Source organism: Pseudomonas sp. B19125, assembly GCF_044218855.1.
Lineage (GTDB): Bacteria > Pseudomonadota > Gammaproteobacteria > Pseudomonadales > Pseudomonadaceae > Aquipseudomonas > Aquipseudomonas edaphica.
Genome location: NZ_CP162589.1, coordinates 3,490,579 through 3,510,639, shown reverse-complemented (window position 1 = coordinate 3,510,639; position 20,061 = coordinate 3,490,579). Strand labels below are relative to the sequence as shown.

20 protein-coding genes are annotated in these 20,061 nt (G+C 61.4%); 18 read left to right on the top strand and 2 right to left on the bottom strand.

Annotated elements, in window-relative coordinates; translation table 11 throughout:
- The 8 genes from AB4P96_RS15950 (at nucleotide 1) to AB4P96_RS15915 (ending at nucleotide 9,540) form a co-directional block, all read left to right on the top strand.
- On the top strand, nucleotides 1-999 hold the full coding sequence (locus tag AB4P96_RS15950; protein ID WP_395599771.1) for an acyl-CoA dehydrogenase family protein: 999 nt from the start codon (nucleotides 1-3) through the stop codon (nucleotides 997-999).
- Nucleotides 996-1,754, top strand: coding sequence for a PIG-L deacetylase family protein (locus tag AB4P96_RS15945; RefSeq protein WP_395599770.1), 759 nt, complete (start codon nucleotides 996-998; stop codon nucleotides 1,752-1,754). Before AB4P96_RS15950 ends, AB4P96_RS15945 begins: the two co-directional genes overlap by 4 nt.
- A complete protein-coding gene (locus AB4P96_RS15940; RefSeq protein ID WP_099549662.1) occupies nucleotides 1,751-2,350 on the top strand; it encodes an SAM-dependent methyltransferase in 600 nt (199 codons plus the stop codon). The genes AB4P96_RS15945 and AB4P96_RS15940 overlap by 4 nt, the downstream gene beginning before the upstream one ends.
- Nucleotides 2,347-3,006, top strand: coding sequence for a glycosyltransferase family 2 protein (locus AB4P96_RS15935; protein ID WP_170037617.1), 660 nt, complete (start codon nucleotides 2,347-2,349; stop codon nucleotides 3,004-3,006). The genes AB4P96_RS15940 and AB4P96_RS15935 overlap by 4 nt, the downstream gene beginning before the upstream one ends.
- Before the next feature lie 177 nt (nucleotides 3,007-3,183).
- Entirely contained in the window at nucleotides 3,184-3,945 is a 762-nt protein-coding gene (locus AB4P96_RS15930) for a PIG-L deacetylase family protein (protein ID WP_017138922.1), read from the top strand.
- Nucleotides 3,946-4,189: 244 nt separating this feature from the next.
- On the top strand, nucleotides 4,190-6,739 hold the full coding sequence (locus AB4P96_RS15925; RefSeq protein WP_186616839.1) for an autotransporter outer membrane beta-barrel domain-containing protein: 2,550 nt from the start codon (nucleotides 4,190-4,192) through the stop codon (nucleotides 6,737-6,739).
- 139 nt (nucleotides 6,740-6,878) lie between these two features.
- Nucleotides 6,879-7,898, top strand: coding sequence for an alpha/beta fold hydrolase (locus AB4P96_RS15920; protein ID WP_395599769.1), 1,020 nt, complete (start codon nucleotides 6,879-6,881; stop codon nucleotides 7,896-7,898).
- A gap of 148 nt (nucleotides 7,899-8,046) precedes the next feature.
- The gene (locus AB4P96_RS15915; RefSeq protein WP_395599768.1) at nucleotides 8,047-9,540 is read left to right on the top strand and encodes a methyl-accepting chemotaxis protein; all 1,494 of its coding nucleotides are present in this window, start codon (nucleotides 8,047-8,049) and stop codon (nucleotides 9,538-9,540) included.
- Between the two features lie 24 nt (nucleotides 9,541-9,564).
- Here AB4P96_RS15915 and AB4P96_RS15910 read toward each other — a convergent pair whose 3' ends face one another.
- Nucleotides 9,565-10,545, bottom strand: coding sequence for a ketopantoate reductase family protein (locus tag AB4P96_RS15910; protein ID WP_395599767.1), 981 nt, complete (start codon nucleotides 10,543-10,545; stop codon nucleotides 9,565-9,567).
- A 122-nt stretch (nucleotides 10,546-10,667) separates the two neighbouring features.
- Nucleotides 10,668-11,156, bottom strand: a complete 489-nt coding sequence (locus AB4P96_RS15905) for a DUF2867 domain-containing protein (protein WP_032865873.1) — start codon at nucleotides 11,154-11,156, stop codon at nucleotides 10,668-10,670.
- Nucleotides 11,157-11,292: 136 nt separating this feature from the next.
- Here AB4P96_RS15905 and AB4P96_RS15900 point away from each other — a divergent pair, with 136 nt between their 5' ends.
- From AB4P96_RS15900 to AB4P96_RS15855, 10 genes are all read left to right on the top strand, one after another.
- Nucleotides 11,293-11,595, top strand: a complete 303-nt coding sequence (locus tag AB4P96_RS15900) for an ArsR/SmtB family transcription factor (protein ID WP_395599766.1) — start codon at nucleotides 11,293-11,295, stop codon at nucleotides 11,593-11,595.
- Nucleotides 11,596-11,659: 64 nt separating this feature from the next.
- A complete protein-coding gene (locus AB4P96_RS15895; RefSeq protein ID WP_017138929.1) occupies nucleotides 11,660-12,634 on the top strand; it encodes a zinc-dependent alcohol dehydrogenase family protein in 975 nt (324 codons plus the stop codon).
- A gap of 41 nt (nucleotides 12,635-12,675) precedes the next feature.
- The gene (locus tag AB4P96_RS15890; RefSeq protein WP_017138930.1) at nucleotides 12,676-13,008 is read left to right on the top strand and encodes an antibiotic biosynthesis monooxygenase; all 333 of its coding nucleotides are present in this window, start codon (nucleotides 12,676-12,678) and stop codon (nucleotides 13,006-13,008) included.
- 480 nt (nucleotides 13,009-13,488) lie between these two features.
- Nucleotides 13,489-14,109: a LysE family translocator gene (locus AB4P96_RS15885; protein WP_395599765.1), complete on the top strand. Its 621-nt coding sequence runs from the start codon at nucleotides 13,489-13,491 to the stop codon at nucleotides 14,107-14,109.
- Nucleotides 14,110-14,148: 39 nt separating this feature from the next.
- Nucleotides 14,149-14,550, top strand: coding sequence for an ester cyclase (locus tag AB4P96_RS15880; protein ID WP_395599764.1), 402 nt, complete (start codon nucleotides 14,149-14,151; stop codon nucleotides 14,548-14,550).
- A gap of 47 nt (nucleotides 14,551-14,597) precedes the next feature.
- Entirely contained in the window at nucleotides 14,598-15,077 is a 480-nt protein-coding gene (locus AB4P96_RS15875; protein WP_017138934.1) for a VOC family protein, read from the top strand.
- Between the two features lie 162 nt (nucleotides 15,078-15,239).
- The gene (locus AB4P96_RS15870; RefSeq protein WP_395599763.1) at nucleotides 15,240-16,214 is read left to right on the top strand and encodes an alpha/beta hydrolase; all 975 of its coding nucleotides are present in this window, start codon (nucleotides 15,240-15,242) and stop codon (nucleotides 16,212-16,214) included.
- A gap of 284 nt (nucleotides 16,215-16,498) precedes the next feature.
- Nucleotides 16,499-17,350, top strand: coding sequence for a 4-hydroxy-tetrahydrodipicolinate synthase (gene dapA, locus AB4P96_RS15865; protein WP_017138936.1), 852 nt, complete (start codon nucleotides 16,499-16,501; stop codon nucleotides 17,348-17,350).
- Between the two features lie 139 nt (nucleotides 17,351-17,489).
- Complete coding sequence (locus AB4P96_RS15860; protein ID WP_017138937.1) at nucleotides 17,490-18,866, top strand: cystathionine beta-synthase; 1,377 nt, start codon at nucleotides 17,490-17,492, stop codon at nucleotides 18,864-18,866.
- Nucleotides 18,863-20,029, top strand: a complete 1,167-nt coding sequence (locus tag AB4P96_RS15855; protein ID WP_099549649.1) for a cystathionine gamma-synthase — start codon at nucleotides 18,863-18,865, stop codon at nucleotides 20,027-20,029. The genes AB4P96_RS15860 and AB4P96_RS15855 overlap by 4 nt, the downstream gene beginning before the upstream one ends.
- Nucleotides 20,030-20,061 lie beyond the last annotated feature (32 nt).

The following is a 20,061-nucleotide window of genomic DNA, read 5'->3' as shown; positions in this document are numbered from 1 at the left end:
ATGGCTCTGCATGGATTCCTTCAAGGCAACCGCAGCTACGCCGACACGCAGGCGCTGGGCGTTGCACTGAAGGCGCTTCAGGAAGAAGGCCTGGACCAACTGCCATTGCCCGGCAGCGGCCAGACGTTGGAACGCTTCAGCCGGCTGGCGCAGGTGGCAGGTCATGACCTGCGCCTGTGCAAGCTGTTCGAAGGTCACACCGACGCCCTGGCGATCATCGCCGAGCTCGACAGCCCCTTGCCGCCCGTGGGCAGTGTTTGGGGCATGTGGGCCGCCGAACCGCCGACGGCCAAGGTACGCGTACGCCGCGACGGCCAGCGCTTGATCGTCGATGGGCGTAAAGCCTGGTGTTCCGGTGCAGCGGTGGTCAGCCATGGCTTGCTGACCGCCTGGGACGAAAACGACCGCCAACAGTTGGTGGCGGTCGAGATGGACCAGCCCGGCGTCACCGTCACCCACGAAGGCTGGAAAGCCGTGGGCATGGCGGCCACCGGCAGTGTCGAAATCATCTTTGATGAGGCCCGCGGCATCGCAGTTGGCGAGCCGGGCGACTACCTGTCACGGCCTGGCTTCTGGCACGGCGGCGTCGGTATCGCCGCGTGCTGGTATGGCGGTGCGCAACGTCTGGCTGAGGTGCTGCGTGTGCATTGCAGCCAGCGTCCCGAACAGCATGCGCTGGCGCACTTGGGCGCGGTCGACAGCGTGCTCAACAGCGCCGCCTGTGTACTGCGCGACGGTGCTGAGCAGATTGACCGCGACCCTCGCGCCAATGCGCGGCAACTGGCCCAACAGGCACGGGCGTGCGTCGAGGATACCGTCGAGCAGGTCATTCATCACGTCGGGCGCGCGGTGGGTGCCGGGCCTTACTGCAAAGATCCGCACTTCGCCCAATTGATGGCGGACTTACCCGTATATGTACGTCAAAGCCACGCCGAGCGTGACTTGGCGGCGCTGGGAAAGCTGGTTGCGGACGACCCCACAGGTAGGTGGCTGTTATGAAACTCAACCCGATCATTGGCCAGGGCACGCCGTTGCATCAATGGCAGGGTTCAGCCCATATGGCCCAATTGCCGCAAATCAGTGTCGAGCAGTTGGTGCCCGCGGGGCATCGCGCCGTTATTATTGCTCCGCACCCGGACGACGAAGTGCTGGGCTGCGGCGGCCTGCTGCAAGGCCTGGCCTTGCTGGACCGGCAGATCCAACTGATTTCCGTCACCGACGGCAGCGCCAGCCACCCAGGCTCCAGGCGCTGGCCGGTCGAGCGCTTGAGCATCGTGCGCCCGCAGGAGTCGGCCCAGGCCCTGCACCGTCTCGGCCTGCCATTGCACAGTTTGCAGTGGCTGCGCGCAGGCTTTGCCGACAGCCAGGTGGCGGCCCGTGAAGATGAGTTGAGCGCGTTCATAGAGCGGTATCTCAAGCCCACCGATGTGGTGTTCACCACCTGGCGCGAAGACGGGCATTGCGACCATGAAGCCGTTGGCCGCGCCAGCGCCAAAGCGGCGCAGGCGGTAGGTGCAACCCTGTACGAACTGCCCGTTTGGACCTGGCATTGGGCAACGCCCGAAGACAGCCAGGTGCCATGGCAACGTGCGCGCAAAATCGTGCTGACACCTGAAGCGGTGGCGCGCAAACGGCATGCCATTCACGCCTTTGCCAGCCAACTTGAAGGCGACCCGCAAGTGGGTCTTGCACCGGTGCTGGCACCCTATGTGGTGGAGCGTTTGCTGCAACCTTTTGAAGTGGTGTTTGTATGAGTGTGGCCACACCCTATTTTGATCAACTGTTCGCCGGTAATGACGACCCTTGGGCCTTTCGCCAGCGCTGGTACGAACAGCGTAAACGCGCACTCACCCTGGCGGTGCTGACACGGCCCCGCTATCGCTCGATTTTTGAACCCGGCTGCGCGAACGGCGAGCTGAGTGCCGAATTGGCGCCGCGCTGCGAGCGCCTGGTGTGTTGCGACACGGCCGCCGCTGCCGTGGCGCTGGCGCAAACCCGATTGCGGGGGTTCAGCCACGCCCAGGTTCATCAAAGCCGTTTGCCTGAGGAATGGCCGCCCGGCCAGTTCGAACTGATTGTGTTGAGCGAACTCTGCTACTACCTCGATGCCGAGGATTTACAGCGCTTGATCGACTGTGCCCTGAATGCGCTGACCGACAACGGCCAACTGCTCGCCTGCCACTGGCGCCCGCGCATTGATGGCTGCCCGCAAACGGCCGAACAGGTGCACGAAATGCTCGCGCAACGCCTGGGCATGGCCCACCTCGTCCAGCATCACGACAGTGACTTTCTACTCGACCTGTGGAGCCGTGACGGCACCTCAGTCGCCACCCATGAGGGCTTGCGATGATCGGCATTCTAATCCCGGTGCATAACGAAGAAGCGCTGTTGGGCGAGTGCCTCAAAGCCGCGATGATTGCCGCCAGCCACCCTGATTTGCTGGGTGAGCCTGTGCAGATCCTGGCCGTGCTCGACAGCTGCAGCGATGGCAGTGCGGCGATTGCCCAGGCGTATCCGGTGCAGTGTTTACACGTGCAGGCACGTAACGTCGGGCAGGTGCGCGGAGTGGGTGCGCGGCACTTGTTAAACCAGGGCGCACGCTGGATTTCGTGCACCGACGCCGACAGCCGTGTCGCCCCCGACTGGTTGGTGGCGCAACTGGCCTTGGGCGCCGATGCTGTGTGCGGCACAGTGACGGTGGACGACTGGAGCGAAGGCTTCTGCGTGGCAGCCCAAATCCGCTACACCCAAGCCTATGAGGCTCGCGACGGCCATCGCCATATTCACGGTGCCAACCTGGGCGTGAGTGCCGGGGCGTATGTGCAGTCCGGCGGATTCGAACCGTTGGCCTGCCACGAAGATGTGCAACTGGTGCGCAACCTGGAGCGCTGCGGCGCTTCAATCGCCTGGAGTCATACGCCACAGGTAATTACCAGCGCACGCCTGGACTGCCGTGCCCAAGGCGGTTTTGGTGATTACTTGAAGAGTTTGATGCAGGCCACCTGAATATTTCGACCCTGCACGATGTAAAAACGCCGAATCCTTGACTATGCTGAAATCGCCTTGCTGGTCATCCAGGGTTGGATGGCCGCAGTTCATCGCAGCGGAGCCTGTGCTGAGTACAAAAGCGTCGTCCCGTCAACGGGGTACGACCCGGCATCATTCGACAAGGACGTGACACCGATGAAATCTGCCTCATTAAGTGAGGGCCGTCGCGGCCCTGCGCAAATCTGGAACAGTGCGCCACAGTTGGCGCAAATCCCCTTTATCAAGCCCTCCTCCCTGGTGCCACGCGGCGCGCGCGTGGTGGTCATCGCGCCTCACCCCGGCGATGAGGTGTTGGCGTGTGGCGGATTATTGCAACTGCTCAGCACCCTCGACCACCCACTGCAACTGATCTCGATCACCGATGGCAGCGCCAGCCACCCAGGCTCGAATGCCTGGCCGGCAAGCCGCCTGAGTGTGATCCGCCCGCAGGAAAGCGCTGAAGCGCTGCGGCGCCTGGGGATGCCGCTGCACAGCCTTAAGTGGATTCGCGGCGGCTTTTGCGACGACGCCCTGGCCGCCCGCGAGCAGCCCATGAGCCAGTTCATTGCGCGCTATCTGCAACCGGGCGACGTGGTGTTTACCACTTGGCGCCACGACGGCAAGGACGACCATGACGCCGTCGGCCGAGCCAGCGCCAAAGCCTGCCAGCTCACCGGCGCGCGCCTGTATGAACTGCCGATATGGGCCTGGCATTGGCCGCTGCGTGAAGGCTCGGTGATCCCCTGGCATCGCGCGCGCAAGGTGCGCCTGGACAGTTGGAGCGTTGCGCGCAAGCTTCACGCCGCCCATGCGTATGCCAGCCAATTGGTCGGCGACCCGGAGATCGGCCTGGCGCCCATGCTTGCCCAGGAGTTGCTGGAGCGGATGCGTGAGCCCTATGAGATCGTGTTTGCCTAGGCCAGCACTCGCCTGTACCTGTCAGTTCTCACAGTAGCACCCGGCTCACTCTGCGACTAAGGTGCAAAAAGCCTGCACAGCTTGATGTGCAGTCGAGAAAGCCATGCCAACCCCTTGCATTCGCCGGTGTTTTCGTAGAACAGGCAACCCGTCGTGCCTGCTCCGTATCGCGCTCTACCTTCCCATGGCTTGAACCGCACCTGATTGCTCAGGTGCGGGAACTTCCTTCGGACAAGGAGCCGTCATGCGCACACTGCCAGTTTTTCTGACTTACCTGGGTATCACGTTGATGGCGGTGTGGCCGCTGCCGTCGCTTGGCGCCTGCACGATCAACATTACCGCCGGTAATGACACCTCGACCTGCAACAGCGGCGCCGCGCCGGGCTTTACCGACACCGCCGGCAACAACACGCTGAACCTCAGCGGCAGCGGCTCCCTCAACGGTGATGTCACCTTGGGGGCCGGCAACGATCTGGTTGACATCAACGGTGCGACAGCGGCAATCAATGGGATGCTGCACCAGGGCGACGGTGCGAATACGTTTCGTCTGACGCTGGGCGCGGTCACGGGGTCCATTACCCAGGGCGATGGTGTGGATCTGGTGCAGATCAACGGTGGGCACGCGGGGGCGATCATCCAGGGCGGGGGCATTGACAGTTTTGTCATGCGCGATGGCACTGTCGAGTCACTGGCCCAAGGCGACGGCCATGACACATTCGTTATGAGTGGTGGCACCATCAAGGGCGCCTTTGAAGACGGCGATCAAGCATTGATGACCGGCGGCACCATCGGCCGGGTCGACATGAAACTCGATAACAACGTCTTCGATATGCGCGGCGGCACCATCGTCGGCAACCTTGTCACAGGGCTTGGCAGGGACACCATTCTCGTCTCGGGCACCAGCACCATCGGCGGCAACATCAGCACCAGCGCCGGCGTGGATTTGATCCAGGTCAGCGGTGGCAGGGTCAACGGCCAAATCCTCACGAGCTTCGGCGCCGATCAGTTCATTTGGACCGACGGGGGAACAATCAACGGGGCAATTCTCATGGGTGCCGATGATGATTCTGCCCTGCTGAAAAACCTCCGCGAAACCTTGCTGGCCGCCACCCCCCAACTGGACGGCGGCGCGGGTAACGACACCCTCACCTTTGACGCAACGCAAACCAGCGTCCCGAGCCGCTACACCGGCTGGGAGCGGGTGTCTATGGTCAATGGGTCGGCCCTGACACTCGGTGGCACATTCGTATTGGGAGGCAGCGATACCGGTACCGGCGCAATGAGCATTGATGCAACGAGCAGATTGATCGTCACAACGGGCACTCTCGCGCCCTTCACGTCCGGACAATTGGCAACCTTGAACAACGCCGGTCTGATCGATATGAGTACCGACAGTTCCAGCACGACCGACAGCTTGACGGTCAACGGCAATTACATCGGCACGGGCGGTCGGCTGGCGCTGCAAACGATGTTGGGCGCGGATAACTCACCCAGCGACAAACTGGTGGTCAGCCAAGGCACCCTGCTGGGCGCCACGGCGATCAGCATCACCAACCTGGGCGGTGCAGGTGCGCTGACCGTGAAGGATGGCATTGAGGTGGTACAGGCAACCCAGGGCGCAACCAGCAGCGTCGGTGCGTTCTCGCTGGCTGGCCCCGTGTCTGCTGGTGCGTTTGACTATCACTTGTTCAGAGGGGGCGTGACCGCGGGTACGGAACAGAATTACTACCTGCGCTCCACCGTGCCGGCGCAGCCCACGCCGGATGCGGTGATTACCCCGCCCACCCCAGCGCCTGGCACCCCGGCATTGCCGCCCAATCCAGGCAACACCGCAATCCCCCTTTACCGCGCCGAAGTGCCGGTGTACGCCGTGCTGTTTCAAGCTGCCGAGCAAATCGTGCAAGGCATGCTGGGGACTTACCACGAACGCGTGGGCGATCAGCGCCAGCAGCAACAAACCGGGGTATTCCCCACAGGTTGGGCCAGGGTGTACGGCGGCAACAGTCGCCAGAGTTTCGCGGGAACGGTCAGCCCGACACTGGACAGTTCGCTGTCGGCCTTCCAGGTGGGCAGCGACCTGTACGCCACCAGCACGGACAGCGGCCAGACTCACCGGCTTGGCTTCTTTGTGGGCCACAGCCGCCTGCAAGGCGACGTCAAGGGTTTCAACGGTGGCTTCCAAGACAAGGACGCAGGCCGCCTGACCTTGCGCGGCGACAGCCTGGGCGCCTACTGGACACTGATCGGCGCCAACCGCGCCTATCTGGACCTGGTGGTAATGGGCACCCGCTTCACCGGCAACAACGAGTCCGACCGGGGCATCAAGATGAAAACCAAAGGCAGCAACGCATTGGCGTCCGCCGAAGCGGGCTGGCCTTTTACTGTGAGTGCCCAATGGGAACTGGAGCCACAAGCCCAGCTCATCGTCGACCGCACGCGGCTGGACAGCCAGAACGACCGAATCTCCGCCGTCTCCTACGACGCTGACACGCATGTCACCACCCGCCTGGGTGCCCGCTTGCGTGGCAGCTATGAGGTGAGTGGTATGCCCCTGCAGCCATACGCGCGTGCCAACGTCTGGCATGCCCGCGCCGGCACCAACACCGTAAGGTTCGATGATGCTACCGACATAAACACCGAGCAAAAGTCGACCACGCTGGACCTCAACGTCGGCGCCACCTTGACCGTTGCCCAAGGCATCAGCCTGTACGGCCAACTGGGCTACAACCGCAACCTGGACAGCAATGCCCTCAACGGCCGCCAAGGCACGCTGGGGCTTCGAATGGATTTCTGATCCGCGTATGTGTATCGCACTGTATCCAGGGCCCGTTGCGATACACAACGTTTAACCCATGGCACTTGCTGAAACACAGCCGATACAGCACGACGTTCAACTGAGCACCCGGCACACATCAAGCCCCAGGAGGCTCGCCATGCACGCTCAGTTGAAACGCCACCCACTTTTCCTGGCTTTTGCCCTGTTGCCATTCGCGGCCATGGGCATGGCCCATGCCGAGATGCCCGAACCGCAAACCCCGGCACCGCAGCATCAATCGGCGTTCGGGACGCTCAAGCACATCAAGGCCGGCCTGCTGGATGTGGCCTACGCCGAGGTCGGCCCGGCCAATGGCCAAGTGGTGATCCTGTTGCATGGCTGGCCCTACGATATCGACAGCTACGCTAACGTCGCACCGCTGTTGGCCGCCAAGGGCTACCGCGTGTTGATCCCGTATGCGCGTGGGTATGGCGATACGCGTTTTCTGTCGGATAAAACCTTACGCAATGGTGAACCGGCGGCGCTGGCCCAGGACGTGATCGATTTCATGGACGCGCTGAAGGTCCAGCAAGCGGTACTGGGCGGTTACGACTGGGGCGCGCGCTCAGCAGATATCGTCTCGGCGCTGTGGCCGGAACGGGTCAAGGCATTGGTGTCAGTCAGTGGCTACCTGATCGGCAACCAGGCCGCCGGTAAGAACCCGCTGCCACCCAAAGCTGAGTTGCAGTGGTGGTACCAGTTCTACTTCGCCACCGAACGCGGCGCCGCCGGCTACCAGAAAAACACCCACGATTTCGCCAAGCTGATCTGGCAGACCGCCTCGCCGAAGTGGGCCTTTGACGAGGCCACCTTCGAACGCAGCGCCAAAGGCCTGGACAACCCCGATCACGTGGCAATCACCGTCTTCAACTACCGCTGGCGCCTGGGCCTGGTACAGGGCGAACCGCAATACGCTGCCCTGGAGCAAACACTCGCGCAGTCACCGAGCATTGGCGTGCCGACTATCACGCTTGAAGGCGACGCCAACGGTGCGCCGCACCCGTTACCTGAGGACTACGCCAAACGCTTTACCGGCAAGTACCAGTTTCGTCTGGTGAGCGGCGGCATCGGCCATAACCTGCCGCAAGAAGCGCCGGCGGCGTTTGCCAAGGCCATAGTGGACGCCGATCGCCTGTGAAGCGACATGAACTGCGTAGCAGCCGTGCCTAAAGTCGCCCAAAGGAATGCCGATACGCTTCTGGCGCCGCCCTTTGGCGTTCCTTTTGCGAGCCGTCATGGCACGCCGCATGCTTTGTTCCTGGCTCGACCACATGGAGTAAGAGTGAATGCCCGCACGCGCCCGCTTCCTGGAGCACTACCGCAAAGCCGACCGCATCATGCTGGCGTTGATCTGGCTGATGTTTTTATTCTCCCTGGGCCTGGCCTTCTGGCACGACACCTGGTTGCAAGCGGTGATCGTCGGCGGCGGCGCCAGCGTGGTGCTCACCTTGCTCTATCGCGCCCTCGGTGGCACCCGTTTGATGCGTTGTTTGCTGGGCGCCGGCCTGATGGTCATGGCGGCGCTGCAGATTAACCAGGCGCAGGGCTTGATCGAAGCGCACTTCGGTATCTTCGCGCTGCTGGCGGTGCTGACGTTTTACCGCGACTGGCTGCCGATCCTCGTCGCGGCGCTGACCATCGCCGTCCACCACGTGGTGTTTCACGCGCTGCAACATCAGGGTTTCCCGGTATTTGTGATGGACCATCATGGCGGCTGGAACATGGTGTTCGTGCACGCCTTCTACGTTGTGATGGAGACGGTCGCCCTGCTCTACCTCGCCATTCATAGCCAGGCCGAGGCGGTCGAAAGCCAGGAGATGCTGGAAAAAATGCTCGCCGTGACCTCCCAGCTCACGGTAGAAACCGCCCAGGGTGAAGGCAAGGTGCATGTGTCCCTGGCCAAGCGTTTCGACCACTTCCTGCAGCAGATCACCCACCTGATCGATGGCGTGACCCGTGACTCCCACGGTCTCGGCCAACTCGGCCAGGCATTGGCCAGCGCCAGCGGTACCCTGGAAACCGGCGCACGCCATCAGTTGGCGGAAATCAACCAGATGACCGGCTCCATGCAGCGTATGGAAGACGCCACCGCCCACATCACGCAACACGTCGAACACGCGGTGGAGCATGCAGGCCAGGCCCGCGAACAGATTGTGCGCGGCCAGCAAAGCGTCGGCCGTGCCCAACATGAAATCACCCAACTGGCCTCACGCATCGACGGCACCAACCACACCGTACAAGGCCTGGCCACCCAGGCCGAGCAGATCGGCTCGGTACTCGAAGTGATCAGCAGCATCGCCAACCAGACCAACCTGCTGGCGCTCAACGCCGCCATCGAAGCCGCCCGCGCCGGCGAGCAAGGCCGGGGTTTTGCGGTGGTCGCCGATGAGGTCCGCAGCCTGGCGCAACGCACTGCCGTCTCCACCCAGGAAATCAAACAGATCATCGAAGGCCTGCAACACGGCAGCCGCCAGGCCGTCGAGGCAATGCACGACAGCCAGGCAGGTGTAGCGCGTTGTGTGGAGGACAGCCAACTGGCGGTGGACATGTTGCAGGCCGTGGGCGCCGACATCGCGCATATCGACGAGCTGAACGGGCGAATCGTGATGACCACCCGCGAACAAACCTCGGCCAACCTGGAGATCGTCGGGCGCCTGCAGTCCGTGCAGAACATTGCACAAAACACCGCGGATGATGTGGAAACCCTCGCGCGCAGCAGTGAGCAGTTGCCGCCGATTGCAGTGCGGCTGGATGCGTTGGGGCGCAGGTTTCACTCCTGAAAAACGCCTCAACGTGAGGATGGCTCAGCCTGGCAAAATCCCCAGTTTTTTAGCCCGCATGCGCGCCAAGGCATACACGGTGCGCGTGCGAGGTATCGGTGCCCCGATGCGATCAGCCACTGAAACAAGCGTGCCAAGGATGGCCTCGATCTCCACCGGTTTGTGCCCCTCAACGTCTTGCAGCATCGAGGTTTTCACCTTGCCGAGCTTGCGGGTGATCGCAATGCGTTGCGCGGAATCAATCTGGGGCGCGATGCCCAGTGTGCGTCCCAAATCCAGCAACTCATCCATCATGCCGATGAACAGTGCGTGCAGGAATGGGTCGTCGATCAACTCATCGGTTGCGCAGCCCACCAACAGGCTGACCGGGTTGAAGCAGGCATTGCCCAGCAGCTTCAACCATATTTCTTCGCGCACATTGGCGTGGGCGTGGGCATCAAAACCTGCCTCACGAAAAGCCTCGGTGGTTGCATCTACGCGCGCGCTATTACCAACGGCCGGCTCACCGAACACCATTCGGCTTCCGGACATGTGCTTGATCACACCGGGACTCAGCACGGTACATGAGGCAAATACAACGCAACCGACAACGGCTGCAACGGGCACAGCCTTTTCTATCACGCCACCGGGGTCGACAGCCTCAAGACGCATACCCGCCAAAGCGCCTGCCGACTGCAGGAAATACCACCAGGGTAAGCCGTTGAGTGCAGGAATAACCAGGGTTTGCGGGCCAATCAATGCCTTGGCCTGTTCCACCACACTGGGCAATGCCGGCGCCTTGACGGCAAATATGACCATCTCCTGAATGCCAAGCTCTTCAGGTGCGCAGGTCGCTTTCAGTGGGGCAACCAACACCTCATCGCCCGTGTGCAGCTTCAGCCCATGCTCGCCAATGGCGGCGAGTGTTTCGCCACGCGCGATCACGCTGACGTCGTGGCCGGCGGCGAACAATTTGCACGCCAGGAAACCACCGATTGCTCCAGCACCTACGACCGTGACGCGCATGGGTAAACCTCACTGAGGGAGTGGAACAGAATACTGGCTAAACAGGCCGGAACAAGCCCGTCTTATTGAAAAACAGCCGCACTTGGCCCACACCCATCAGCCAAGGCAAACATAGCCACAGGTTACTTTTGCAGCGCATCCAGCCTGCGTTTCAGTCGCCTCAAGTCATTGTTGACGATGAGCTTGTGCACCGGCCCTACCGGCAACATGTACAGGCGCCCAAAGGTGTTATGGGTGATCACCGATGAGGTGATCGTAAACACGCGGTCACTGACAGACAGACAAATCATCACATCCAGGTGCCGGTCGCGCTCGGTCAGCACCAACCTATCGGGAGCACTGTGCTCCACCAGAAAGAAGTCCAAGCGCTCGCCCGCCTGTACCGCATTTTGCGGTGTGCCGGAGAACCCACCGATACGTTTCACCCCAAACAGCGACGAAATCCCGTCGCGGATTCGAAAAGCCAACTGCATCGGCCACCCGCGCTCGGCGGTCACAATGTTCCAGGCCTCCAGTGCTGTGACATCAGTTGGCAACATGACCGACCTGCGGTCGTAGTAATCCAGCTCTGCAGGTGTGCCCAGTGTGTGAATAACATCTGTAGTAACCAACTGATTTCTCCCTGAAAAGCGCGGTTGGTGATGAAACCGAGTGATGCCTGCAGGCGCAGGTTATTTTGCAGGGCTGCTCAAGTAAAGCGCGGGACAGGCTGGTTGACATATCGATAATTCTCGATATGATCCGCCCATGGAATTACGCGACGTATTCAAAGCCCTCTCAAACCAGACACGCCTGGAAATACTGAAAGGTTTGAAAGACCCCGAAAAGAACTTCCCCGCACAAGATGAGGGTGACGTTCACACGGTGGGCGTGTGCGTAAGCAGTATCCAGGAAGGCATCGGCCTTTCGCAGTCCACCGTGTCGGGCTACCTGGCCACCTTGCAACGGGTGGGGTTGGTCGAAGTCACCCGTATCGGGCAGTGGACCTACTACAAGCGTAACGAGGCAAACATCCGTGTGCTTGCCGAGATCATAGGCAAAGAGTTGTAGGTTTTTTTTATCGCAATATATCTAGTTTTCGCGATATCTCTTTTTATCGAAACGAGGATGAGCAATGAAAGCATTGATACTCAACGCATTTGGCGGCCCGCAAGCGTTCGAACTTCGCGACGTGCCTAAGCCCGTCCCCCATGCCGGGCACGTGTTAGTGCGGGTTTACGCCACTTCCATCAACCCGTTGGATTATCAGGTGCGACGTGGCGACTACCCTGACCTGGTGCCCTTGCCGGCGATAACCGGGCACGACGTTTCCGGCGTCGTCGAAGCCCTCGGCCCAGGCGTCACTGCTTTTGCACCAGGCGATGAGGTTTGGTACACCCCGCAAATATTTGACGGCCCCGGCAGTTACGCTGAGTACCACGTGGCGGCCGAACACATCATCGGCAAAAAGCCTGCGGCCCTGAGCCACCTGGAAGCCGCGAGCCTGAGCCTGGTCGGCGGCACCGCCTGGGAAGCACTGGTGGTGCGCGCGGCGCTGCGGGTCGGCGAGAGCGTTCTGGTACATGGCGGCGCAGGCGGCGTCGGCCATGTGGCGATCCAACTGGCAAAAGCCATCGGCGCCAAGGTGTTCACCACCGTACGCGAAGCCAACATTGAGTTCGCCCGCAGCCAGGGCGCCGATGTGATCATCGACTATGAAAAGGACGATTACCTTGAGGTCATCCTGCGCGAAACCGCTGGTCGTGGCGTTGATGTGGTGTTTGACACCATCGGCGGCAACACCTTGGCCCGCAGCCCCGACGCACTCGCGCAACTGGGCCGTGTGGTGTCGATTGTGGACATTGCGCAGCCGCAAAATCTGGTTAATGCCTGGGGCAAGAATGCCAGTTATCACTTTGTCTTCACGCGGCAGAACCGCGGCAAACTCGATGAACTCAGCGCGTTGGTAGAACGCGGACAACTGCGGCCACACGTGGGTGAGGTGTATTCGCTGGCAGATATCCCGCTCGCCCACGCGCGGTTGGAGCGTCGCAATAACGGCCTGCTGGGGAAGATTGCGATTGCCGTCGCGCCGTCGCTTCTCGCGTGAATACAGCGGTTTAAGGTTGAAAACTTGCCTGGAGAAACATCATGGTTTACGAGATCGCGCTGCTGCCGGTTTACAAAGCACAATTCGAAGCGTTTAGAGCCGCATTTGCCGAGGTCTTGCCGCTGCTCAGCCGCGCTAAAGGTTACGGTGGGCATATGCTCGCGCAAGGGGTTGAAAGCCCAGAGGTGTTCAACTTGATAGTGCGCTGGGAGACCTTGGAGGATCACACGCCGGGGTTTGAGGCGAGTGAAGATCATCGTGTGTTTATGTCGGGGTTGGAGGCGTACTTCTCTGCAGAACCGGCGGTTTACCATGTGGAGGCGTTTGCCGATGGAACTTCTCTAAACAACGATGTCAATTTGACGGCTCGCTAGCGCAGCAAAAGCAGCATGGATCAGTCAGCGTCAGGCTACTTCCTGACACCCATGGAGAGAATAATGAGAGTCATCATTGCAATATTGTTGATGCTCAGTGGCTACGCTTACGCCGGGTGCGGCAATATCAGTGACGGCAACCTTCGAGCCACGTGCCAGGCAGAAATGAACGGCCAAAGCTGCGGCAACATTCAAGACAGCAATTTACGTAACGAGTGTGAAGCCGCGAAGCGCTGAGCCGCCCGCGAGATGGGACCAGCCTTCGCGCTGGCCCCGTCCATCTTTTATCTTTGTGCACGCCTCTGGCCGGCGCGGTGAACCCAACACTTTTATAGTGAAAGCACGCGTACTTAGGGATCATTGCGTCGCATCAAAACACTCATGGTATTTCACCGCGCCTGGTGCGGTTTTTGCGGATTGTCCAACCCCCTCAAGACCCTTTATCCTCCTCGCTCCCGCTCGACCCACTCCGGAGCCGCCATGGACCTCGCCACGCTCGCCCTCTTCCTCCCCGCCTGCTTCGCCCTGAACATGGCGCCCGGCCCCAATAACTTGCTGTCCGTAAGCAACTCCACGCGCTATGGCTATCGCACTTCTTGCCTTGCGGGTATTGGCCGTTTGCTGGCCTTTGCCGGCATGATTGCCCTCGCCTCTGCCGGCTTGGCGGTGGTGCTGCAGACTTCGGAGCTGCTGTTCTACGGGATCAAGATTCTCGGTGCGGCGTATCTGTTTTATCTGGCATTTCAGCTCTGGCGGGCTAACCCGCAGAAAGAAGCTGAATCAGCGACAGACAAGGTGGGATTGTGGGCCTTGGCACGTCAGGAGTTCCTGGTGGCAGCCGGCAACCCGAAAGCCATCCTGATCTTCACCGCGTTCCTCCCGCAATTCGTGGTACCCGGCCAACCGATCACCCCCCAATTCGCGCTGCTGGGTGGGATGTTCCTGGGTTTAGAATGGATAGCGATCAGCGCCTACGCCTACATGGGCACGCACATGCGCCGCTGGTTTGCCGAACCCAGCGGCAAGCGCTTATTCAATCGCTGCTGCGCCGGGCTGTTATCGGCGGCGGCGGCGGTGTTGTTGATGGCGCGCAGGGCGTGAGGACAAGCCTGCGCACTCAACGAACAGGGAAAACGCGACATGACCCGAATCGAACTCGCCGACTTTTACCAAGGCTACATCGACTGCCTCAACCGCCAGGACTGGGAGCACCTGGGCCACTTCGTCCACCCGCAGGTGACCTACAACGCCACCACCGTCGGCCTAGCAGGCTACCGCGCGATGCTGGAACGCGACTTTCGTGAGATCCCGGACCTGGTGTTTCGCATCCAACTGCTGGTAGCCGACCCGCCTACCATCGCCAGCCGGTTGAATTTCAACGTCAGCCCCAAAGGTGAGTTCTTCGAGCTGCCGATCAATGGCAGGACGGTGAGCTTCGATGAAAACGTGTTCTACGAGTGCCGCGACGGCAAAATTGCGCAGGTCTGGTCGGTCATCGACAAAGCCGCGATAGCCCAACAGCTGACACCCGATAAACCTTGATCGACCGTCTAGACTCTCTACACCCAACCACCCCGTGGAGACCCAAGATGAACAAAAACACCCTCTGCCTCTGGTACAACGGCACCGCCCTGGAGGCGGCCACTTTCTACGCCCGGACGTTTCCGAACAGCGCTGTTACGGCCGTGCATCACGCCCCTGGCGACTTTCCGGCGGGCAAGCAAGGCGATGTATTAACCGTCGACTTCAGCGTGCTGGGCATTCCCTGCCTGGGCCTGAATGGTGGCCCGGCGTTCCCGCACAGCGAGGCGTTTTCGTTTCAGGTGGCGACGGACGACCAGGCCGAAACCGATCGCTATTGGAATGCCATTATCGACAACGGCGGCCAGGCCAGCGCTTGCGGCTGGTGCAAGGACAAATGGGGCGTGTCCTGGCAGATCACCCCGCGCGTCTTGTCTGCGGCGGTGACGCATGCCGACCCGGCCATCGCCAAGCGTGCGTTCGATGCGATGATGACCATGACCAAGATCGACGTGGCCGCCATCGAAGCTGCGATAGCTGGGCGTTGAACGCAACACAGACCAGTGTGGGAGCGGGCTTGCTCGCGAATGCAATCTTTCAGACAGGCAGATATTGACTGACCCACCGCTTTCGCGAGCAAGCCCGCTCCCACACCCGCCCGCAGTCTGGCATTCTTGCGGCCTCAGTCGTCGAACACGAGTCTCAGGCCCATGAACCATGGCGTAAAACTTGAACCGCGCACCATCCCGGTCCCAAGCTCGATCAGCGCCCCAGCCCAGGCGACACTCCAGCGCCTGGTCGGGGCTGATGGCGTGCCGTTGAACGCACTGCACAGCATGCCCGCGCCGCACGACCACGATGGCTGGCGCCAGCTGCAAGCCGTCGTCGACCAGAACTACACCAGCGCCAATGCCGGACAGGCGGACGGCCTGCGCGCCAGCCTGCACACCATCACAGTAGAAAGCGCCACCGTGCACGTGGCCACACCGCCGGGCTACACGCCCTTTGCCTACATCGATCTGCACGGCGGCGCACTGGTGTTCGGTGGCGGCGAAAACTGCCGTATTGCCGCCGGCAAGCAGGCCGACCTGCACAACCTGATGTGCTACGGCATTGATTACCGCATGCCGCCTGATCACCCGTACCCGGCGGCGCTGGATGACTGCGTGGCCACCTACCGCCATGTACTCAAGCACCATGCGCCTGAGCACATCGTGATTGGCGGCCGTTCGGCAGGCGGTAACCTGGCGGCGGCAATGGTCTTGCGCGCCCGTGACGAAGGGTTGCCAATGCCAGCGGCGCTGGTGCTGCTCTCGCCGGAGGTCGACCTGACCGAATCCGGCGACAGTTTCCATGTCAACCGAGGCGTCGACGTGGTTCTGCCCATGCCGCTGATGAACACCAACCTGCTGTATGCCAACGGCGCGGATTTGTCCCACCCGTACCTGTCGCCCCTGTTTGGTGATTTGGCCGGCTTCCCGCCGACCTTCCTGCAAAGCGGTACACGGGATCTGTTCCTGTCCAACACCGTGCGCATGCACCGCGCCTTGCGCCAGGCGCAGGTGCCGGCGCTGCTGCATGTGTTCGAGGCCATGCCCCATGGCGGCTTCATGGGCGCACCGGAAGATGCGGAACTGGCAGCCGAGGTCGCCGCATTTGTGCGCGAGCACCTTCGGCGGAGTTGACATATTCAGTCACATCCCCTGAAGATGGAGATCTTATTCAGGGTGTGCCAGCGCATGTCAGCAACGTCTTTCGTTAACCTTTGTGCCATTGGCTTGATTGCCAAGGCGCAAGGTTGCGTGGCGCACGCCCTTAAATCGAAGAAACAGTCGCTCATGTGACCGGGGCGCGCTGTCCCGTCAGATGAGCTGACAGGACATTGAGCGCGGCGGCCCCCTCCTCCTTCTGCACAATCCCTCTGCCCTTCTGACGGTGACTTTAGCGGTCAACCATCAGGAGAAAGTGCATGTCATCGTTTCAAGGTATCTGGGTTCCCATAGTCACGCCGTTTCAGGATGGCGCCATCGACTTTATCGGCCTGCACCGGCTGGTCGGTCACCTGCTGGAAAAACACGTCGCCGGGATCATGGTCTGCACCACCACGGGCGAAGCCGCGTCGTTGAGCCGTCAGGAGCAGCTCGCCGTGCTCGATGCCGTGCTGCAATGGGTGCCCGCGCAGCAGGTGGTGATGGGCCTGGCGGGCAACAACCAGATAGAACTGCTGCACTTTCAAAGCGAAATTCTCCAGCGCCCGGTAGCCGGTCTGCTGGTGCCCGCGCCCAGCTATATCCGCCCTTCCCAGGCTGGCCTTCAGGCGTTTTTCCGCACGGTGGCGGATGCCTCCAGCGTGCCGATTGTGCTCTACGACATACCCTACCGCACCGGCGTGACCTTTGAGCAGACCACGTTGTTGAGCATCGTCAAACACCCGCGAATCAGCGCGATCAAAGATTGTGGCGGCAACCTGGCCAATACCCTGGCGTTGCTGGCCAGTGGTGACGTGAATGTGTTGTGCGGCGAAGACGTCCAGATTTTTAACGCGCTGTGCCTGGGCGCCAGTGGCGCGATTGCGGCCTCGGCGCATCTGCATACCGAGACCTTTGTGGCGCTGTGCCAGCAAGTGCGCGATAACCAATTGGCCGAGGCCAGGGCGACGTTTTTCACGTTATTGCCACTGATCAACACGATGTTCATGGAGCCCAACCCGGCACCGGTGAAGGCTGGGTTGGCGTTGCAGGGCTTGATCGGCAGCGAACTGCGCGCGCCGATGCAAGCTGCCAGTGCGCGCGTACAACAGGCGTTGGGCGCGCTGCTGTAAACGCCCTGTCGGGTTCATGCGCCAAAAAAAGACATCCAACGGACCGCCCGGTTGCGACCGGCGCGATCCCGGCCTATGTTCCAAGGCACGCCTTTACTTTGCTGCACCACCTCTGTCTGCTCGCAACCAAGGTGAATTCATGCCCAGCCTCCCACGTCCCGCCGTGCTCGAACTGATCGGCAACACGCCGCTGGTCAAGGTCAGCCGTTTCGATACTGGCCCTTGCACGCTGTTTCTCAAGTTGGAATCGCAAAACCCCGGTGGCTCGATCAAGGACCGTATCGGCCTGGCCATGATCGACGCCGCCGAACGTGACGGCCGCCTGCAACCGGGCGGCACCATTATCGAAGCCACCGCCGGCAACACCGGCCTGGGCCTGGCGCTGGTCGGCCGGGCCAAAGGCTACCGTGTGGTGCTGGTGGTGCCCGACAAGATGTCGACTGAAAAGGTCTTGCACCTCAAGGCCATGGGCGCCGAAGTACACATCACCCGTTCCGATGTCGGCAAGGGCCATCCCGAGTACTACCAGGATGTGGCCGCTCGCCTGGCCAAAGACATTCCCGGTTCATTCTTCGCCGACCAGTTCAACAACCCCGCCAACCCGCTGGCCCACGAAACCAGCACCGCCCCGGAAATCTGGGCGCAAACCCAGCATGATCTGGACGCGATTGTGGTCGGTGTCGGCTCGGCCGGCACCCTCACCGGGCTTACGCGCTTCTTCAAACGCGTGCAGCCCGAACTGGAAATGGTGCTGGCCGACCCCGTGGGCTCGGTGATGGCCGAATACAGCCGCAGCGGGAAAATGGAAACGCCCGGCTCCTGGGCCGTGGAAGGCATCGGCGAAGACTTTATCCCCTCGATTGCCGACCTCTCCAGTGTGCGCCATGCCTACTCCATCAGCGATGAAGAAAGCTTCGACCACGCCCGTCAGTTACTCAAGGCCGAAGGCATCCTCGGCGGCTCATCCACCGGCACCCTGCTTGCCGCCGCACTGCGTTACTGCCGTGAACAAACCGAGCCAAAACGTGTGGTCACCTTCGTCTGCGACACCGGTACGCGCTACTTGTCCAAGGTCTACAACGACCAATGGATGAACGACGCGGGCCTGTTGCAATACAAACACTATGGCGACCTGCGCGACCTGATCGCGCGGCGCTTCGAAGACGGCCGGGTGATCAGCGTGAGCCCCGATGACAGCTTGCTCACCGCCTTCCAGCGCATGCGCCTGGCGGATGTTTCGCAGCTACCGGTGTTGGTGGACGGCCGTGAATTGGTCGGCGTCATCGACGAATCCGACATCCTGCTGGGCTTGCATCAGGACGCCACACACTTTTCCATGGTGGTGGCAGACGCCATGAGCAAAACCTTGCAAACCCTGGCCCCCAGCGCCAGCCTGGCCCAATTGCAGGCGGAACTGGATCGCGGCCTGGTCGCGATTATTGCCGACACATCCGGCTTCCATGGCCTGATCACCCGCGTCGACCTGCTTAACCACCTACGGAGATCCCTTGCATGAGCCTGCCCGATAAAAGCGCGTTTGCCACCCGTGTGATCCACGCCGGGCAATCCCCCGACCCAACCACGGGCGCGCTGATGCCGCCGATCTACGCCAACTCCACCTATTTGCAGGACAGCCCCGGCGTGCACAAGGGGTTTGATTACGGGCGCTCCCACAACCCCACGCGGTTTGCCCTGGAGCGCTGCGTGGCCGACCTGGAGGGCGGCAGTGCGGCGTTTGCGTTTGCTTCGGGGCTGGCGGCGATTTCCACCGTGCTGGAACTGCTGGATGCCGGTGCGCATATTGTCTCCGGCAACGACCTGTACGGCGGTACGTTCCGGCTGTTCGACAAGGTGCGTCAACGCAGTGCCGGGCACCGTTTCAGCTTTGTCGATTTAAGCGACCTGTCGGCCTTTGAAGCCTCACTGCAGAGCGACACACGCATGGTCTGGGTCGAGACCCCGAGCAACCCGCTGCTGAGCCTCACCGACCTCAGCGCCATTGCGCGCATCTGTCGCGATCGCGGCATCATCTGCGTGGCCGATAACACCTTCGCCAGCCCATGGATCCAGCGCCCACTGGAGCTGGGCTTCGACATCGTGGTGCACTCCACCACCAAATACCTCAACGGCCACTCCGACGTGATCGGCGGTATCGCCATCGTCGGCCACAACCCGGAACTCGCCGAGCGCCTGGGCTTTTTGCAAAACTCGGTCGGCGCGATTGCCGGCCCGTTCGATGCCTTCCTGACCCTGCGCGGGGTAAAAACCCTGGCACTGCGCATGGAGCGCCATTGCAGCAACGCCCTGGACCTGGCCACCTGGCTGGAACAGCAGCCGCAAGTGTCGCGGGTGTACTACCCAGGCCTGGCCTCGCACCCGCAGCACGCACTGGCGCGCAAGCAGATGCGCGGGTTTGGCGGGATGATTTCGGTGGATTTGAACAGTGACCTGGCGGGTGCCACACGTTTTCTGGAAAACGTGAAAATTTTCGCGTTGGCCGAAAGCCTCGGCGGCGTGGAAAGCCTGATCGAACACCCGGCGATCATGACCCATGCAAGTATTCCTGCGGCGACGCGGGCGCAGTTGGGGATCGGCGATGGGTTGGTGCGGTTGTCGGTGGGGGTTGAGGATGTGGAAGATTTGAGAGCCGATCTGGCTCAGGCGCTGGCCCTGATCTAGACGCCTGTGGGAGCTGGCTTGCCTGCGATACA

Bases quoted from the DNA above. Each gene is read 5' to 3' on its own strand.
- AB4P96_RS15950 (WP_395599771.1), top strand. From the start codon at position 1: ATGGCTCTGCATGGATTCCTTCAAGGCAACCGCAGCTACGCCGACACG.
- AB4P96_RS15945 (WP_395599770.1), top strand. From the start codon at position 996: ATGAAACTCAACCCGATCATTGGCCAGGGCACGCCGTTGCATCAATGG.
- AB4P96_RS15940 (WP_099549662.1), top strand. From the start codon at position 1,751: ATGAGTGTGGCCACACCCTATTTTGATCAACTGTTCGCCGGTAATGAC.
- AB4P96_RS15935 (WP_170037617.1), top strand. From the start codon at position 2,347: ATGATCGGCATTCTAATCCCGGTGCATAACGAAGAAGCGCTGTTGGGC.
- AB4P96_RS15930 (WP_017138922.1), top strand. From the start codon at position 3,184: ATGAAATCTGCCTCATTAAGTGAGGGCCGTCGCGGCCCTGCGCAAATC.
- AB4P96_RS15925 (WP_186616839.1), top strand. From the start codon at position 4,190: ATGCGCACACTGCCAGTTTTTCTGACTTACCTGGGTATCACGTTGATG.
- AB4P96_RS15920 (WP_395599769.1), top strand. From the start codon at position 6,879: ATGCACGCTCAGTTGAAACGCCACCCACTTTTCCTGGCTTTTGCCCTG.
- AB4P96_RS15915 (WP_395599768.1), top strand. From the start codon at position 8,047: ATGCCCGCACGCGCCCGCTTCCTGGAGCACTACCGCAAAGCCGACCGC.
- AB4P96_RS15910 (WP_395599767.1), bottom strand. From the start codon at position 10,545: ATGCGCGTCACGGTCGTAGGTGCTGGAGCAATCGGTGGTTTCCTGGCG.
- AB4P96_RS15900 (WP_395599766.1), top strand. From the start codon at position 11,293: ATGGAATTACGCGACGTATTCAAAGCCCTCTCAAACCAGACACGCCTG.
- AB4P96_RS15895 (WP_017138929.1), top strand. From the start codon at position 11,660: ATGAAAGCATTGATACTCAACGCATTTGGCGGCCCGCAAGCGTTCGAA.
- AB4P96_RS15890 (WP_017138930.1), top strand. From the start codon at position 12,676: ATGGTTTACGAGATCGCGCTGCTGCCGGTTTACAAAGCACAATTCGAA.
- AB4P96_RS15885 (WP_395599765.1), top strand. From the start codon at position 13,489: ATGGACCTCGCCACGCTCGCCCTCTTCCTCCCCGCCTGCTTCGCCCTG.
- AB4P96_RS15880 (WP_395599764.1), top strand. From the start codon at position 14,149: ATGACCCGAATCGAACTCGCCGACTTTTACCAAGGCTACATCGACTGC.
- AB4P96_RS15875 (WP_017138934.1), top strand. From the start codon at position 14,598: ATGAACAAAAACACCCTCTGCCTCTGGTACAACGGCACCGCCCTGGAG.
- AB4P96_RS15870 (WP_395599763.1), top strand. From the start codon at position 15,240: ATGAACCATGGCGTAAAACTTGAACCGCGCACCATCCCGGTCCCAAGC.
- dapA (WP_017138936.1), top strand. From the start codon at position 16,499: ATGTCATCGTTTCAAGGTATCTGGGTTCCCATAGTCACGCCGTTTCAG.
- AB4P96_RS15860 (WP_017138937.1), top strand. From the start codon at position 17,490: ATGCCCAGCCTCCCACGTCCCGCCGTGCTCGAACTGATCGGCAACACG.
- AB4P96_RS15855 (WP_099549649.1), top strand. From the start codon at position 18,863: ATGAGCCTGCCCGATAAAAGCGCGTTTGCCACCCGTGTGATCCACGCC.